11 protein-coding genes and 3 pseudogenes are annotated in these 15,946 nt (G+C 58.5%); 11 read left to right on the top strand and 3 right to left on the bottom strand.

Annotated features, from left to right (window positions below; all coding sequences use genetic code 11):
* Positions 1 to 102: 102 nt before the first annotated feature.
* Positions 103 to 1,326, bottom strand: coding sequence for an ATP-grasp domain-containing protein (locus A6B35_RS31690; RefSeq protein WP_040581986.1), 1,224 nt, complete (start codon positions 1,324 to 1,326; stop codon positions 103 to 105).
* 349 nt (positions 1,327 to 1,675) lie between these two features.
* Between A6B35_RS31690 and istA the strand changes: the two genes are divergently transcribed.
* From istA to A6B35_RS35025, 3 genes and pseudogenes are all read left to right on the top strand, one after another.
* Positions 1,676 to 3,190 (top strand): IS21 family transposase, encoded by a 1,515-nt coding sequence (gene istA, locus A6B35_RS31685; protein ID WP_065518362.1) that lies wholly within the window; start codon positions 1,676 to 1,678, stop codon positions 3,188 to 3,190.
* Complete coding sequence (gene istB, locus A6B35_RS31680) at positions 3,187 to 3,999, top strand: IS21-like element helper ATPase IstB (protein WP_065518361.1); 813 nt, start codon at positions 3,187 to 3,189, stop codon at positions 3,997 to 3,999. Before istA ends, istB begins: the two co-directional genes overlap by 4 nt.
* A gap of 244 nt (positions 4,000 to 4,243) precedes the next feature.
* Positions 4,244 to 4,535, top strand: a pseudogene (locus A6B35_RS35025) (transposase); the annotation flags it as partial.
* A 203-nt stretch (positions 4,536 to 4,738) separates the two neighbouring features.
* Here A6B35_RS35025 and A6B35_RS35020 read toward each other — a convergent pair.
* Positions 4,739 to 5,424, bottom strand: a pseudogene (locus A6B35_RS35020) (transposase); the annotation flags it as partial.
* A gap of 2 nt (positions 5,425 to 5,426) precedes the next feature.
* Between A6B35_RS35020 and A6B35_RS35970 the strand changes: the two are divergent.
* The 8 genes and pseudogenes from A6B35_RS35970 to A6B35_RS31645 all read left to right on the top strand — a co-directional run.
* Positions 5,427 to 5,540 (top strand): annotated as a pseudogene (locus A6B35_RS35970) (IS5/IS1182 family transposase); the annotation flags it as partial.
* A 1,059-nt stretch (positions 5,541 to 6,599) separates the two neighbouring features.
* The gene (locus tag A6B35_RS31670; protein ID WP_040581754.1) at positions 6,600 to 8,624 is read left to right on the top strand and encodes a CocE/NonD family hydrolase; all 2,025 of its coding nucleotides are present in this window, start codon (positions 6,600 to 6,602) and stop codon (positions 8,622 to 8,624) included.
* A gap of 9 nt (positions 8,625 to 8,633) precedes the next feature.
* Complete coding sequence (locus A6B35_RS35965) at positions 8,634 to 8,840, top strand: hypothetical protein (RefSeq protein WP_139032159.1); 207 nt, start codon at positions 8,634 to 8,636, stop codon at positions 8,838 to 8,840.
* Positions 8,841 to 9,653: 813 nt separating this feature from the next.
* Positions 9,654 to 11,246 carry an ABC transporter substrate-binding protein gene (locus A6B35_RS31665; RefSeq protein WP_006199498.1) on the top strand — a complete coding sequence of 531 codons (1,593 nt, stop codon included), beginning with the start codon at positions 9,654 to 9,656 and terminating at the stop codon, positions 11,244 to 11,246.
* Positions 11,247 to 11,268: 22 nt separating this feature from the next.
* A complete protein-coding gene (locus A6B35_RS31660; protein ID WP_065518371.1) occupies positions 11,269 to 12,207 on the top strand; it encodes an ABC transporter permease in 939 nt (312 codons plus the stop codon).
* A gap of 1 nt (position 12,208) precedes the next feature.
* Positions 12,209 to 13,102: an ABC transporter permease gene (locus A6B35_RS31655; RefSeq protein WP_006199534.1), complete on the top strand. Its 894-nt coding sequence runs from the start codon at positions 12,209 to 12,211 to the stop codon at positions 13,100 to 13,102.
* Positions 13,099 to 14,115 carry an ABC transporter ATP-binding protein gene (locus A6B35_RS31650; protein WP_006199533.1) on the top strand — a complete coding sequence of 339 codons (1,017 nt, stop codon included), beginning with the start codon at positions 13,099 to 13,101 and terminating at the stop codon, positions 14,113 to 14,115. Before A6B35_RS31655 ends, A6B35_RS31650 begins: the two co-directional genes overlap by 4 nt.
* A complete protein-coding gene (locus tag A6B35_RS31645; RefSeq protein WP_006199532.1) occupies positions 14,112 to 15,149 on the top strand; it encodes an ABC transporter ATP-binding protein in 1,038 nt (345 codons plus the stop codon). The genes A6B35_RS31650 and A6B35_RS31645 overlap by 4 nt, the downstream gene beginning before the upstream one ends.
* Positions 15,150 to 15,547: 398 nt before the next feature.
* On the opposite strand, the gene A6B35_RS31640 is transcribed toward A6B35_RS31645, so the two are convergent.
* Complete coding sequence (locus A6B35_RS31640) at positions 15,548 to 15,811, bottom strand: hypothetical protein (protein WP_040581758.1); 264 nt, start codon at positions 15,809 to 15,811, stop codon at positions 15,548 to 15,550.
* Positions 15,812 to 15,946: the final 135 nt, after the last annotated feature.

Below are 15,946 nucleotides of genomic sequence, written 5' to 3'. Positions count from 1 at the left end.
ACGGTCAAAGTCTCTCTGTTCGTCAGCATGCTCTCGCCACATAACGCTTTGGCGACGGTGGCTCTTTACCTGAACGCTGGTGCGGAGATGTGAGAACGCTGATTATTCCTTTTCGGCTGGAAATGGTGTTATCGACCAATCGATCATGTCGACGGCACGCTGAAGGATCGCCTCTGTCCGAGCAAGGCTGGGGGAAGCGGCGATGACATGTCCGATACAGTCGCGGTAATTGCCTTTCCTCACGATCGGCGTCTTGGGTTCAACATAAAATTTGACCTCGGCGACACCTGATACAGCAGCCGCCGGACTGTCGCCACCGATCCAATCGAGCGTCCCATCGCGATCAGCAACTAGGAACCGCGCGGCAGCAGTCTGCGAATTGCTTCTGTGCAAATTCCATTCGTCGCCGATGACAACCTTGATGTGCTCGGTGACGAGATCGATACCGTAAGCCAGCTGAACCAGTTGAGGAGCGGGCGAACCCGGAAGACGCGGATTGACTTCAATGACGACTGGGCCACGCTTCGTCCACCGGAGCTCAACGTTCGTTGGCCCCCAGTCAAGGCCGAGAGCTCGCAAACAGCTCAGCGAAACATCGGCGATACGATTATGCTCGTCCTCCGTCAGCACGGCCGGATAGGTGAGCTCACGATAGACGAAATGCGGTGGGGGGCCGAAGTCAAGGGCGGCAATCCCAACGACCGCATTTCCCATTATGTCAATGCTATAATGCGGGCCTTGTGCGAAATCTTCGACCAGTATCCTCGGCGACGACCGCCATATGTGTTTCTCCAACAGATAGGTCGTATGGTCGGCCAACTCACCGAGACTGGGGCACAATCGGACCCCCATGCTGCCGCTGCCCGCCGTTGGCTTTAGAATCACCGGCAGGCCGATCTCTGCAGCAAAGCTTTCTACCTCCGCTGCATCCGTTGCCAGGCGATAAGCAGGTATTGGGACGCCGGCCTGGGCCAGGAGCTGACGTTGGGTGAACTTATCGCAACATCGTTCGACGGATTGGGGGTCCGGTCCCGGTAGATCGAAATACCGGCAGAGCTTGCCAACTGTCGAATAGAATGCTCCCCTGGCGGACGTAATGCCAGCAATGTCATAGGTCGAACGTAACCGGGAACATTCGTGGATCAGCGCATCGATATTGTCTGTATCGATACGGATTGCCTCAATTCCTTCCGCCGCAAGATAGTCATACCGAGTTGGATCAGCCGACAGGACAATTGGATGAAGGCCAAGACGCCGTGCCGCTTTCACGTATAGCAGACAGAAAGAACGATGGCCTTCCACTACCATGAGTGCTCTTCTTGCCATTGGCTGTTGACTCCGACGTTGTGAGCTGTGCGGCGGTCCGGATTACATCGGCAGAATCTCTTTCAGCCGTGCCTGACCTCAGACCGTGTGGTGTACGTACCATTGTCAGCGATTTGCGGTCACAAAAATTCTGTGAAGTTATATGAAGTGTCTGTTGCTGCGGCGCGGCAATGAACGTGAGAGCGCAGCGTCAATCAGGATGAGAATGCCGGCGGGTTGGAACGCAGGGAGGGCGTAGCCCGACTGGAGTTTCAACCCGCCGGTGGCGCGTTCCTTTTCCGGGGCGTCGTCTGGTGATCACGGTCGACCGGGTATGCGGTGGTTTTTCCTGTTGGGGAGGAATCACTTTGTGCCCGGCCGCCACGTAACCGATCACCAATTGAGGCTTTTCATGAAGTTCCGGAAGACCAATACGACGGCCGTCGCGGCGGCGAAGGCGTCGATCAGCACGGCCACGGCCTATCGCATCGAGAAGGATTCGAGACTGCCGTCACAAAAGAAGGTTCCGCGGCAACGACGCCGGCCCGATCCGCTCGCCGAGATTTTCGACGCCGAGATCGTGCCGCTGCTGCGGGCGGCTCCTGGCATCCGGCCGGTCGCCATCTTCGACGAGATGATCAGGCGACATCCCGAACTGAGCATCGGCATTCGCCGCACGATCGAGCGCCGTATTCGATCCTGGCGCGCCATCCATGGCGAGGAGCAGGAGGTCATTTTCCGGCAGGTCCACGAACCCGGACGCATGGGATTGTCGGATTTCACCGACATGGCCGCCGCCGGCGTGACGATCGCGGGCCAGACGCTCGATCACCGGCTCTACCATTTCAGGCTCGCCTATTCGGGCTTCGAGCATGCGCATGTCGTGCTCGGCGGCGAGAGTTTCGTTGCTCTGGCGGAAGGCTTGCAGAATGCGCTGTGGTCGCTCGGCGGGGCTCCCCGCGAACATCGCAGCGACAGCCTCTCGGCGGCATTCCGCAACCTGGACAAGGACGCACGGGAGGACCTGACGCGCCGCTACGACGAACTGTGCGGCCACTACGGCATGACGCCTTCCCGCAACAATCGCAGCATCGCGCATGAGAACGGGTCTATCGAGGGGCCGCACGGCCATCTCAAGCGAGCGCTCAATGACGCGCTGCTGATGAGAGGATCGAGCGATTTCGACGACCTGGCAGCCTACCGTCGCTTTGTCGACGAGATCGTCAGCCGCGTGAATGCTCGCAACTCCAAGCGCATCGACATCGAGCGGACCGAACTTCAGGAACTGCCCGTCCGGCGCACTTCCGACTACGAGGAGGTCACCGTGCGCATCACGTCATCGGGCGGGTTCACGCTGCGCAAGGTGTTCTACACCGTGCCCTCACGCCTGATCGGCCACCGCCTCAGAGTGCGGCTCTTCGATGATCGGCTGGATATCTTCATCGGCGGCACGCAGATCATGACGCTGCCGCGCGGGCGCGCCTCTTCAACCGGCAAGCACAACCAGGTCGTCAATTATCGGCATGTCATCCATTCGCTGCGCCGCAAGCCGATGGCGCTGCTCAACCTCGTCTACCGGGACCAGCTGTTCCCGCGCGAGGCCTACAGGCGAACCTTCGACAAGCTCATGGAGCGACTGCCTGAGTGGCAGGCCTGCCGCACCATGGTCGAGCTTCTCGCCATGGCGCACGAACGCGGCTGCGAGAGCGAACTGGCCGATCAACTGACTGCCGCGCTGCAGGCACGGCGATTGCCCGACATGGCTGCTTTGCGGGAACGGTTCGCGCCGGATCCCGCCCGACTGCCGAGGGTCGTCGTGCGCCTTGCTCCGCTCAACGACTATGAAGCCCTGCTTGGCGCCAACCTGACAGGAGATGCGGCATGAAGACGAACCCCGCCGTCGATTCAGCCAAACTGAGCTTGCTCCTCAACGAACTACGCTTACCGGCCATCCAGGGTATGTGGCCGCAGTTTGCCGAACAGGCCGACAAGGAAGGTTGGCCGGCCGCTCGCTTCCTGGCTGCGATCACTGAACATGAACTGGCCGAGCGCGACCGGCGACGTATCGAACGCCATCTCGCCGAGGCGCGCCTCCTGCCGGGCAAGACCCTCGACACATTCGAGTTCGAAGCCGTTCCGATGATCTCCAAGGCCCAGGTTATGGCCATCACCGCCGGCGACACTTGGCTGGAGAAAGGCGCCAATCTGCTCCTGTTCGGCCCGCCCGGCGGCGGAAAGAGCCATCTCGCCTCGGCCATCGGACTCGCCCTTATCGAAACCGGATGGCGGGTCATGTTCACCCGCACCACCGATCTCGTCCAGAAGCTTCAGGTCGCGCGCCGCGAACTCGGCCTCGAAGCCGCCATCAACCGGCTCGATCGCTTTCACCTGCTGATCCTCGACGACCTCGCCTATGTCACCAAGGACCAGGCCGAAACCAGCGTGCTGTTCGAACTCATCAGCGCCCGCTACGAGCGGCGTTCCATGCTGATCACCGCCAATCAGCCCTTCGGCGAATGGGGGAGGGTCTTCCCCGATCCCGCCATGACGCTCGCCGCGGTGGATCGCCTCGTCCATCATGCAACAATCTTCGAGCTGAATGTCGAGAGCTATCGGCGGCGCGAGGCCATCGAGCGAAAGCGGGGGCCAGGCAGGCCGCCGTCATATGCGACACCCGCGAACGTCGCTTCCTGATTGACGCGCCGCGACAATCAAATCGACAAACCTCTTGCGCGCGACAATCCATGCCGCGATTATCGCCATCGCCGCGACACCAGATTCTCATCCTGATTGTCGCGCGCTTCTCTCCCAGATTGTCGCGCCATACTGTTGCAACCGTTTTGATTACTGGGCGGTGGATCGTGCCCCGCGGCGTGGTGTAGTTGGCGGCATTGGTCGCCGTGCTCTCCGACATGGGCCGGGCTGATCAGCGCGCCACGGATCACTTGATAACAAACAGGCCGCATCGCTGGCAGGACTCGCTCCCGTCGCCCGCCAATCAGGGCAGTGGAAAGGCAGAAGCTTCATCCAAGGTGGAAGGGCCAACGTTAGACGCGCACTCTACATGCCCGCTCTCGTCGCTGCCCGCTTTAACCCTGACCTCAGGGAAAAGTATCAGCACCTCATTGCATCGGGCAAACCAGCCAAAATCGCTATAGATGCGCAAGCTCCTCGTCACCGCCAACGCGCTCGTCAAAGCCGATCGCATCTGGGTCGAAAAACGTGCTTGATCACAACGGAAACTAATCGCCGCTGGGACGTCAAGCATGTAATTGCGTCGAGACGACGCTGCCGGGTGCATGGTTGTCAATCGCCGCATGATGGAGCTCCGCGGACGAGCCTTCAATGTGGACGACGCACTTTGTTGAGACAGCGGTGCAATCCCATCAGCGGAATGGCTCGGCTCACGTCCCGGCAGGGACGTCTAAGGCGCTCAGATCCTGAACGCTATTCGCAAGATTTCATGCTGGCGCCACATTATCACCGCCAGTTTGCGCGCCACAGCCACGGCAGCTCGTTTGAAGCCGACCCTCTCCCGCAGCTTGAGGCCCCACGTGCGCAGGCCGCTGTCGATCGAGCTGCGTATCAGGATGACCGCCGCAGCCTCATAGTCATAGAGAAGTCCCCGCAAATGTCGATCGCCGCGTCGGGATATATGGCCCTCATAATCCACTTCTCCCGATTGGTAGCGGCGAGTTGTCAGGCCGATCCAAGCGGCAACTGAGCAGGACTTCTTGAAGTTGCCCGAATCTTCAATGGCAGTGGCGAAAGAGGTGGCGGTAATGGCGGGATGCCGGGGATCGACATGAGAATGCGGCTTGCTTGGCTTTGACGTGCATCTGCGACAAGCTGGCGCCCAAGCTCGGCGGCACGGATGCGAATGCTGCGCCAGGCTTCCTACATCGGTAGCACGACAGGAGCAAGCTCGCTCTGATCGATAAGAAGGCTCCGGACATTCTTTTCGAATGTAGTTCCCTTACCGGCGGAAACGGGCAAGCCGAACGTTTTCATAATCCCTCGGATCCGGTTGGAAAGCTAGACGGTGATCCGCACCAGCCGAGTGCGTGTTGCCACGAGCGTTCGGGTCAACATACTGTCGAAGCCTTTCACGCGCACCTCGGATGACTCGATGGCGCCGCCCCGTGCGCGACTACGAGCAGCGCATCGACGTCTCTCACGCCATGATCCTTGTCGCAATGGGCGGCAATCTCATCCGCCGAAACGCTTATCCGTGAATTTCAAAACAGACTCTAAGCTAAGTGCGCTGCGCGAATTTGAAGCTGCTGCACGGCATTTTACCAAGGCTACTTGGCGGCGATGCGTTTTGTTAACATCACACCCCCGAGGTAGGGATTAGGGGGACCGCCAAAAACATCGGACTAACGATCAATCCTTATATGATCACACCTTTGATCGGCACCAAAGGTTTGCGCATAGATCGCCTCGATCCGCCCTGCCTCGTCATTGGTCAGAGCCGCGAATTCCTTTTCGCGGGCGCGGTTCGACAGGTCGGACGAGCAGATCGATCAGCCGCTCGGCCATCGCTCAAGCGGACGGGCGCTACGACGAGGGCGCTGTGTCTGGGCAGTTGCTCATGGCAATCCGGCACCGGACGGGTTCGGATCCTCCGCGCTCGCGCACGGCCACTGAAAAACGGTACAGGCTGACCGGTGACGAACCGCACGGCTTCGCTTGCATGCAATGTCATTGTCTCAGCGCCGACGGTGACCTCGAGACTTCCTTGAACGACCGAAACAAGCTTACAAGTGCCCCGGCTGTCATAGTCGACTTCGGCCGTATAGGCGGGCAGCCACTCCACAGTCCTTGAGCTGATTAACCAAGATCCGAAGGTTGAACGAAATTTTCTCATTGAACTTGTAAAGTGGCGCCGGCCCAGAAAGCCCAGTCCCGTCCCGCTGCTTTAGAGGTGGCCCTTCAGCCGAGAGAAACCCTGGACGCCCGCCCACGGACCCCCGTCCGTAGGACCTAAGGAACATGGTGAATCGCCGTGGCGCATACTTCGAGGTGCGCCCGATTTCTTATTAGTGTCCGTGGTACGCCGATCCGCCCTCTAATTGTCAGATGGGTCCAATCTTGAAACAGTGTTTGACTGCTGCGAAGATCGGGATTGATTGGAGACTTGGGGCAGTCGCACAGAGAATCCTGCCGACCGGCCGACCCCCAAACGACCCCCAAACGACCCCCAAAGCGGAGCCAGCTCGGCCCCGGACGAGAAATCGCCGAACCCAAAGGAAATGGAAAATGTGGAAATCTGAAAACCCCGGTGGTGAACAATGAAAATTGCTCTGGGGCCGAGACCCGTTATGCTCATGGAGAACGTGTGGATACCGCTAGCCGACGGAACACGTCTAGCTGCTAAAATTTGGTTGCCGAAGGATGCGGCTTCCGATCCGGTTCCAGCCATTGTGGACTACATCCCCTACCGCAAACGGGATGGCACCGTTCTGGGCAACGAAATGATGTATCCCTATTTCGCTTCGTATGGCTACGCGTGTATCCGTCTAGACATTCGGGGCACTGGCGATTCCGAGGGCCTATTCGAGGATGAATACGTCAAGCAAGAACAGGATGACGCTGTCGACGCAATCGAATGGATAACGCGACAGCCCTGGTGCAGTGGCAATGTGGGGATGATCGGCATCTCGTGGGGTGGGTTCAGCGCCTTGCAAGTCGCCGCTCGTCGACCCAAGGGCCTGAAGGCGATCATCACCCACTGCTCGACCGACGATCGCTACGCCGATGATGTGCACTACATGGGCGGGTGTGTTCTCAACGACAACGTATCTTGGGGCACGACGTGCTTGGCGATGATGTCCCAGTCTCCAGATCCCGAGATTGTCGGCAAGGAGAGCTGGCATTCGATGTGGATGAAGCGGTTGGAAAATGCTCGGCCAACTGTGATTGACTGGCTCGCTCATCAACGCCGAGATGATTTCTGGAAGCATGGCTCAGTCTGCGAGGATTACAGTGCAATCAATTGCGCAGTTTTCGCGGTCGGTGGTTGGGGAGATGGCTATTCCAACGTGGTATTTCGGCTCCTTTCAAACCTGGATGCACCACGTAAAGGGCTGATTGGACCTTGGGGGCACAAGTACCCTCATGGGGGTGTTCCCGGTCCCGCCATCGGTTTCCTGCAAGAGTGCCTTCGCTGGTGGGACCACTGGTTGAAGGGCAAGGATACCGGCGTTATGCAGGAGCCAATGTTGCGCAGCTGGATGCTCGACACGGTTGCGCCCGCTGCCCACTACGATGAGCGGCCCGGGCACTGGGTCGGGGACCCGCGCTGGCCGTCGCCTCACGTGACGCCACGGATTTACCGCATGGGCCTCGGCAGATTATCTCAGCTGCCACTGCCTGAAGCTACCCTTGAAATCAGCTCCCCCGCGACGGTCGGGATCGCGGCCGGCGAGTGGTGCCCCTATGGGCTCGGTGGAGTTGGTCCGGAGCATCCGCTGGATCAGCGCTGGGACGATGGCGGCTCGTTGATTTTTGACAGCGAACTCTTGACGGAAGCCACGCCAATCTTGGGTGCGCCTGTCATTGAAATAGAGATCACTTGCGACAAGCCTACGGCGATACTCGCAGCACGCCTTTCCGATGTAAGACCATCAGGTGAGGTCACACGGGTCACATACGGGCTTCTGAATCTGTCGCACCGCGATGGACACGAAGATTTGCAACCAATGGAAGCTGGGAAGTCGTATCGCATTCGCCTTGCGCTGAACGAAGTCGGATATACTTTTCCGCCACGTCACCGGATTCGGTTGTCTATTTCAACGACTTATTGGCCGATCGCACTTCCCGCACCCGAGCGCGCCATATTGACGGTACAGGCTGATGCCAGCGAGGTGCAGCTACCGATCAGAATGCAGCAACCGGGTGACCTCGACTTACGGGCTTTCGACGCACCGGAGGCTTCTGCGCCAATGGCGACCACGACGCTGAAACCGGGAAGTATCGAGCGGTACATTCGGACCGATCTGGTGTCGAACCAGGTCAGCCTCACGGTCAAGACGGACGGTGGCTTAGTGCGTCTCGATCCCATCGGCACGGTTGTTGGGCACGAGAAGCATATGATCTATTCGATTGCCGGAAATGATCCCTCGACAGTCCGCACAGAGGTCTATGAACGGTTCGATCGCGGTCGAGGTGCCTGGCAGACGGCGGTGCAGGCGCGAACTGTGTTGACCGCGACCAAGTCGCATTACCACCTTCACGTTGATTTCGACGCGTTCGAAAACGGCGAGCGCATCTTCTGCAAATCATGGTCGGAGAAAATTCCTCGTGACCTCGTCTAAATTGGAAATATGGCGAACCAGAGACAACGTCGTAAAGCGCACAGCGATCTCTGCGTTTTCCACTTCTCAGTTGCGTTCAAAATGGCTGCGGGTTGGCTCCTCGCATTTCCCGTCGATCTGCAAACAGTATCTGTCGAAAACCAAAAATTTTTCTCCGAGCAATGGAACAAACAAGCATGCGTGTGGCCACAAGAAGGCGTGATCAGCACCGCCTGAAACTGTACGGGCCGTGGGTAGAACTGAGGGACAACGGTACATCGGCCTCTCATCCGGCGGGTTGGACACCCACCTTCCGTGTCTTCGTCTCGGGGACTGTCCTCAGTGTAAAGCGCGGGCGGCTGCGCATTGGCTCGACCACATACCAGCGACGGGCGTTTCTCCGCCATGGCCGTCGCTCCCCGGCGCGGTGCAGGAGTTGGGTCGAGGTCGCTATGATGGGTTCGACCTTTCGGCGATGACTCACAAGAAGGCGGCCATCTTGCGTGCGATCGCGGTCACGACCACCGGCGCTTCCTGCCGGCAGAGCTGTGGCGATGATTATCGGGCACAGAGCATCATGTCTATGAGGTATTGCTCACAGATTTGGGCAGCTCGATCCGGACCCTCAGAGGCCTGCTGACTCTCGCTTCTCTCTGTGCGGCTACTGGCTGGGCTCAGTCCTGTGGGGCAATGATGCGTCGGGGTGGCGATCTGTTCTTCGCTCCGGCGCTGCTGCCGCTCTGCTTGACATTCCTTCTTACGATGCTGCAGATCCGGACACGCCGGTCAGGGATCGCCCAGAAGGCGTCGACTATTCCCTCAATCAATATCCAGCGAGCTCCATCCTGTTTTCCGCAGCCTTTGGTCTGGGCTTTTGACTCGAACTCGAGGAGGGCATCGGCCTCGATTTCCTGTCCGTGCCTGGATATGGCCAGACCTTCTAGATTGCCCGACCTTACGCTATCTCAAACCCAGATGACCTCAATACACAAACTGAATTTGACGTAAGCGTCCCGGGGACTGAATATCGACTAAAAAAGGGAACAGATCATGAAGCATGCCATAGGCAATATGAGCCGCCGGTCCTTTCTCAAGACCGGCGCTGTGCTTGGCGGGGGAGTCGTCGCAGGCGGCATGCCGTTGTCGCAAGCCATCTGGGCGGCCGAAGGCAAGGTGCTCGTGGCGCGTTCTAGTGGCGACATCGTCAAGCTCGATCCTGGCTTCTACGTCGGCCAAGGCGACACGGATGTGATGAGCTGCATTTACTCGAAGCTCACGCGCTACAAGCCGGGCTCAGAATGGGGCTGGGAGCTCGAGGCGGCAGAAAAGATCGAGCAGGTCGATCCGACCCATGTCCGCTTCCGCCTTAAGAAGGGCATCAAGTTCACTGGCGGTCACGGCGAGCTGACTGCCAGAGACGTCAAATTCTCTTTCGAGCGCGTCATCAAGCATAATTCGCCGGTAAAAGGCGATTGGGGCCCGCTCGACCGTGTTGAGATAGAGGATGATCTTACTGGCGTGATCGTTCTGAAGACGCCATACGTGCCCCTCTGGAACGTCGTGCTCCCCTATGGGGTTGGCCATATCGTTTCTGAAGACGCGGTGATGAAGGCAACCAAGGACGGTGGTGACTTCGGCTTGAAGCCGCCCGCATTCTCCGGCCCATATGTAATCGCCGACTTTAAGCCCGGCCAATTTCTGCTCATGACCCGTAATGCTGAGTGGTCAGGCCCCAAGCCGGGCTTTGACGAAATCCGTCTCCTGCTGATAGATGACGTCAAGGCAGCGGAGCGCGCCTATCGCGCGGGCGACGTTGACATCACTACAATTAGTTCAGATTCTCTTGCGACCTTAAAGGTCGCCCCGCCCGCCGACACCAAGATCGAGAATTTTCCCTCGCTCTACTATAATTGGCTCGGCATGAATGTGGATCACCCAAAGCTCAAGGACATCAACGTCCGTAAGGCGATCCAATGGGCGATCAATGTGCCGCAGATTCTGGACGCCGCCTATGGTGGTCAGGCCGTCGTTGCCACTGGCGCCGTTGCTCCGGGCCTTATCGGGCACCGCGAGAAAGCGCTCGTCCCGCCGGAAGGGGATCTGGCGAAGGCCAAGGAGTTCCTGGAAAAGGCCGGTGTTAGCGATCTCACCTTGAGCATCGATTGCCTGAACACAAGCACTTTTAAAACGATAGCCGAGACAGTCCAGGCGCAGCTCTCGCAAATCGGCATCACGGTTGAGATCAATCTCCAAGATTCCGGCTCGTTTTGGACGACCGGCATGGAGTCTGAGGGCGAGCGATGGAAGGCCTTGCAACTCTACGTCCAACAATTCTACTCGCAGGCGGACCCGCACACCGCGACGTGGTGGGCCAAGCAAGAACAAGTTGGCGTGTGGAATTGGGAGCGCTTCCGCAGTCAGCGTTTCGACGAGCTCAGCGAGAAAGGGTTCACGGTCAGCGACCCCGGCGAGCGCGCCAAGATCTATTACGAGATGCAGGACCTGATGGAGGAGTCCGGCGCCTATCGCTTCCTATCTAATGTGAGCTGGCCGCTCATGTATCGGACCACCAAGATAGAAGAGGCCGCAACCCGTCCGGACGGCATCCCGCTTTACCTCGATTTCAAGCCGGTCTCGACGTGATCAAGTAGGCGGACCGGAAGAAATGTGGCTCTATCTGCTCAAACGGCTCGTCCTCGCGATCACAATTATTGTGATCGCGGTGACGCTACTGTTCCTGATGATCAGAGCAGTGCCCGGCGATCCTGCAGCGGTTCTGCTCGGCCCGCGGGCGACTCCCGAAATGAAGGCGCAGCTCCATGAGCAGATGGGGCTGGACAAGCCGTTCGTCGCGCAAATCGCTACCTTCTTCGGTGGATTGCTCCATGGCGATCTCGGTTTTGATGTGTTCAGCCAGAGACCTGTTGCCGAAATCGTCTTTGAGCAATTGCCATATACGATCGAATTAATTTTGGTGTCGATCTTATGGGCAGTCGTGATAGCCGTGCCGCTCGGCTGCTACTCGGCGATAAGGCGTAACTCCGTGATCGACCAGGTAACCGGCGTCCTGTCGGTCGCCACCATCGCCATTCCGTCCTTCGTAATGGCAGTCTATGCGCTGCTGATTTTTGCCGTAACTCTGCGCTGGTTGCCAGCGGTCGGAGCCGGCAATGGATTCTGGGATGGGCTTACCTATCTCATTCTTCCAGCTTTCGCCATAGGGATTGGCTGGGTCGGCTACATCTCCCGACTGGTGCGCGCGTCGATGCTTGAGATCCTGGGGGAAAACCACATACGGATGGCTCGCTCCTTTGGGATCTCGGAATGGCGCATCGTTGCGCGCTACGCGCTGCCGCTCGCGATCCTGCCGACCGTGACCATACTTGGAGTGGGCATCGCGTGGCTGCTTTCGTCCGCTGTCTTTATCGAGGTGGTCTTTGCGAGACCTGGCATCGGCGCGTTAATTGTGAACGCGGTCAACACGCGCAACTATCCGATCGTGATGGGCGTCGTGCTCGTCACCACGTTCCTCATTGTTTCCGCTACGACGCTCTCGGATCTTGTCAACGCATTCCTCGATCCGCGAACCCGGGAAAAGCTCTGACATGGTGAGCGTTGAAGCCATTCGTCCCGAACCCAACGATGCAATGGCTACCGGCGCTTTTCGGACCTTTTTGCGGCAATTTCGCAAAAACCGCCTGGGCATGCTCGGAGCAGTGCTTGTCATACTCATAGCAGCAATCGCTATCTTCGCTCCGCTGATGATCACGCATGATCCGATCCGGATCATGGTCGGGCCGCGTCTGGCCGCACCTTCACTGGATTTTCTGCTGGGTACGGACCAACTGGGCCGCGACACCTTTTCTCGCATCATCATGGGCGGTCGCATCCCGCTCCTCGTTGCTTTCGCCTCTCTCGGCAGTTCACTGGCAGTCGGCCTCGTCCTTGGTTTGATCGCGGGCTTCGGTCCGCGCTGGCTCGATAATTTGCTCCTGCTTGTCTTCGATACGATCCGGTCGTTTCCAAGTATCATTTTCGCGCTGGCCATGATCGCGCTTCTGGGACCAAGTTTGGCGAGTGTCATTCTCGTCATCGCGATAACGTCCATGCCCATTTACGCGCGTGTCGTGCGGACCCAGACGGAGGCGCTGCGCAGCAGCGAGTACGTTGCCGCGGAGCGTAGTATGGGCGCCGGCACGACGCGCATTCTCGCCGTGCACGTACTGCCTAATGTCCTCGGCCCGCTTCTCATTCTGGTGAGTATGGACGTTCCGGCTGTCATCGCCGTAGAGGCGGGTCTGAGCTTTCTGGGCATGGGTGTGCGACCCCCAACGCCTGATTGGGGAGCGATCCTCAACGATGGCTATAGCTACATCAACCAGACCCCTTGGCTGGTGATCGCTAGCGGCATTCCGATCGTCCTCGCAACGCTTGGCTTCACGTTCCTGGGCGAGGCGCTACGCGATATATTTGATCCCAAATTGCGGAAAGACCTATGAGACAAGACGGTCTAACCCAGCAAATATCCGCCCGGCCGCTCCTTGCGGTTCGTGGCCTAAATCTCGATTTCGGTACACCGCGTGGGCGCATCCATGCCCTGCGGAACGTTTCGCTCGATGTGCCAGCGGGACAAGTGATTGGCATAGTCGGCGAAAGCGGATCCGGGAAGTCGACGCTCGCCTATACAGTGATGGGCCTGCTTCCAGAAAATGCAGATGTGACAGCCGGCAGCATCCTGTTCGAAGGCAAAGACCTGCTCAAAATGCCTATTCCAGCGCGCCGGACCCTGCTCGGCGATCGTCTCTCGATGATCTTTCAGGATCCGATGACCTCACTCAATCCGGTGCGGACCATCGAGAGCCAGATGATCGATATCCAGCACCACGATCAAGGAAGTCGGAGCGAAAAGCGCGCTCGTGCCCTCGACATGCTTCTCCGGGTCGGAATTCCTGATCCGGAAAGCCGCATAGGCGCCTATCCGCATCACTTCTCAGGTGGCATGCGCCAGCGCGTTTGTATCGCCATGGCGCTTCTTGTGAAACCCGCGCTCCTCGTCGCCGACGAGCCAACCACTGCGCTTGATGCAACGCTGGAAGTGCAGATCATTCATTTGCTCAAGGATCTGCAAAAAGAAATAGGTTGCTCGATTCTCTTCGTCTCCCACCACCTCGGTGCGGTGGCTGAGTTGTGCGACCGAGTCGCCGTCATGTATGCAGGGGAAGTGGTGGAGCAGGGCGCCGTTCGGGACATCTTCCACAATCCTGCTCACCCCTACACCCGCGCGCTGCTTGAGTGCGATCCCGGGCGTATCAAAAAAAGCACTCGCACTTTGCCGACTATTCCCGGTGAGGTCCCCAGTCTGCTGGGCAGCAAGCAAGGATGCATCTTCCGTACGCGTTGCCGACATGCGTACAACCGCTGTGTGCAAGAGAGCCCGGTCGAGTACCGCATCGGCCTAGACCAAGTCGCGCGATGCCATCTTCTCGCCGAAGAGCGTTTGGTTTCGGCATGAGCGCGCTGCTTCGGGTTCAGGACCTGCGCGTCCGCTTCCGCACCATGGGTCCGCTGAAGGCGCTCGCAACCGGGACGGAAGCCCCTTTCATCGACGCAGTATGCGGGGTGTCCTTTGAAATCCGCAAGGGCGAGACACTCGCCCTTGTCGGTGAAAGCGGCTCGGGCAAATCCACCATCGCGCGCACGATAATCGGCTTGCAGCGGGCACTGAGCGGCAGCATCAGCTTCGATGGACAGGAAATTGAGGAGCTCAGCGGGGCCGAACGCAAACCCTACTTGCGGCGCATGGCGATGATGTTCCAGGATCCAGTTGGCTCACTGTCGCCGAGGCTGACGGTTCGATCGCTCCTGACAGAGCCTTTTCGCATCCATGGATTAAAGCGTCGCGACGCCGGAAGCGAAGCCGAGCGCCTGCTTCGGATGGTCGGCCTACCGGCGGATTTTGCTCGCCGCTATCCCCATCAACTCTCCGGAGGTCAGGCCAGGCGCGTGGGTATCGCGCGTGCTCTTGCACTGAATCCGGACTTGATTATTGCCGATGAGCCGACCGCAGGCCTCGACGTCTCAGTGCAAGGGGAGGTGCTCAATCTTCTCGCGCGGCTTCAGGACGAACTCGGCATGGCGATCCTGATCATCACGCACAATCTTAACGTGGTGCGCCACATGACCGATCGCATGGCGATCATGTATCTCGGCCGCTTTATTGAGGTCGGCTCGACCGAGCGTATTTTCGATCAACCGCGGCACCCCTACACCGAGGCGCTGCTTGCGGCCAATCCGGAGCCCGACCCGGATGCGGTGCTCAATAGGATCGAGCTCAAAGGCGAGGTGCCGAGCCTTTTGAGGCGACCATCCGGCTGCGAGTTCCACACCCGTTGTCGTTACGCGCAGGATATCTGCGGCCGCGTCTTCCCCGAACCTTCAACAAGCCCGGATGATACGGAGCACAGCTTCAGATGCTACTTCCCGCTCAAGCGTGAAATCATCCCCGGTTTGGAGTGGTTACACCCTCTCTCGGTCGGAACCGAATGATTGTGACTAAGGAAGTCTTGGGATGTGTTGGCAGGAGGATTGCGTTCCTGCCACTCGCAGAATTGCGGAAAGAGCAAATTTCGCTCTCTGAGCAGCAGGGTAAGCGATGCGCCAAGGCACCTTGCAATAGGTCTATGAACATGGAGCTTTCGCGCCATGACATTGGGACATGCAGATATGGTCGCCGAGTTAAGGGGTGCCGCGGCGGCGGCCGAAGATCTTGCAACCGTGCCCGGGCGCGTGCGGCAACGAACGTATGGCTGGATCGAGCGATCTTGCAAATGAAACGACCCGAGGACGGGTTTTCAGCCTTTGTCATGAAGGAGGTGCCGTGCACCTAGCCAATGCGATGCGGCAACGGTGAAGCATGTATGCCACCAGTAAATGCGAGCGTCAAATTAGGGAGAGACGATTTTGTACTTTTGTACTGCTGAAACCGCAGGATCATAAAATCGACGTACCTCCGATTGGCTCATTCCTGAAGAAAAGAGATCGTCCTGCAGATACTCTTTGAAAAGCAATGACCAGTCATCACACGGTAGCAGCCAGTCGTTTAAGGGGAAAATGCGTCTGGATTCTTCAACGAGGTGCTCGTGGGTGTCGGCAAGTATGGTAGCGCCCACTTGTTCATGGATCCAAGTCATGGCTTCAGAGCCGATCATGTCGAATGTTGAACTGGGCCGAAAGCAATTGGCTCCTGGCTGTTTCGCGTTTGCCCCCGATTGCCGAGTCGACCGGATTCGTTTTATCGGCCTAGTCTAGTGCGCGTCCATAAACGGCAAGCTGCTGATATTATT

This window comes from Mesorhizobium amorphae CCNWGS0123 (assembly GCF_001686985.1).
Taxonomy (GTDB): domain Bacteria; phylum Pseudomonadota; class Alphaproteobacteria; order Rhizobiales; family Rhizobiaceae; genus Mesorhizobium; species Mesorhizobium amorphae.
The sequence above is the reverse complement of the archived record's forward strand: the minus strand, read 5'-3'. Positions and strand labels throughout refer to the sequence as shown.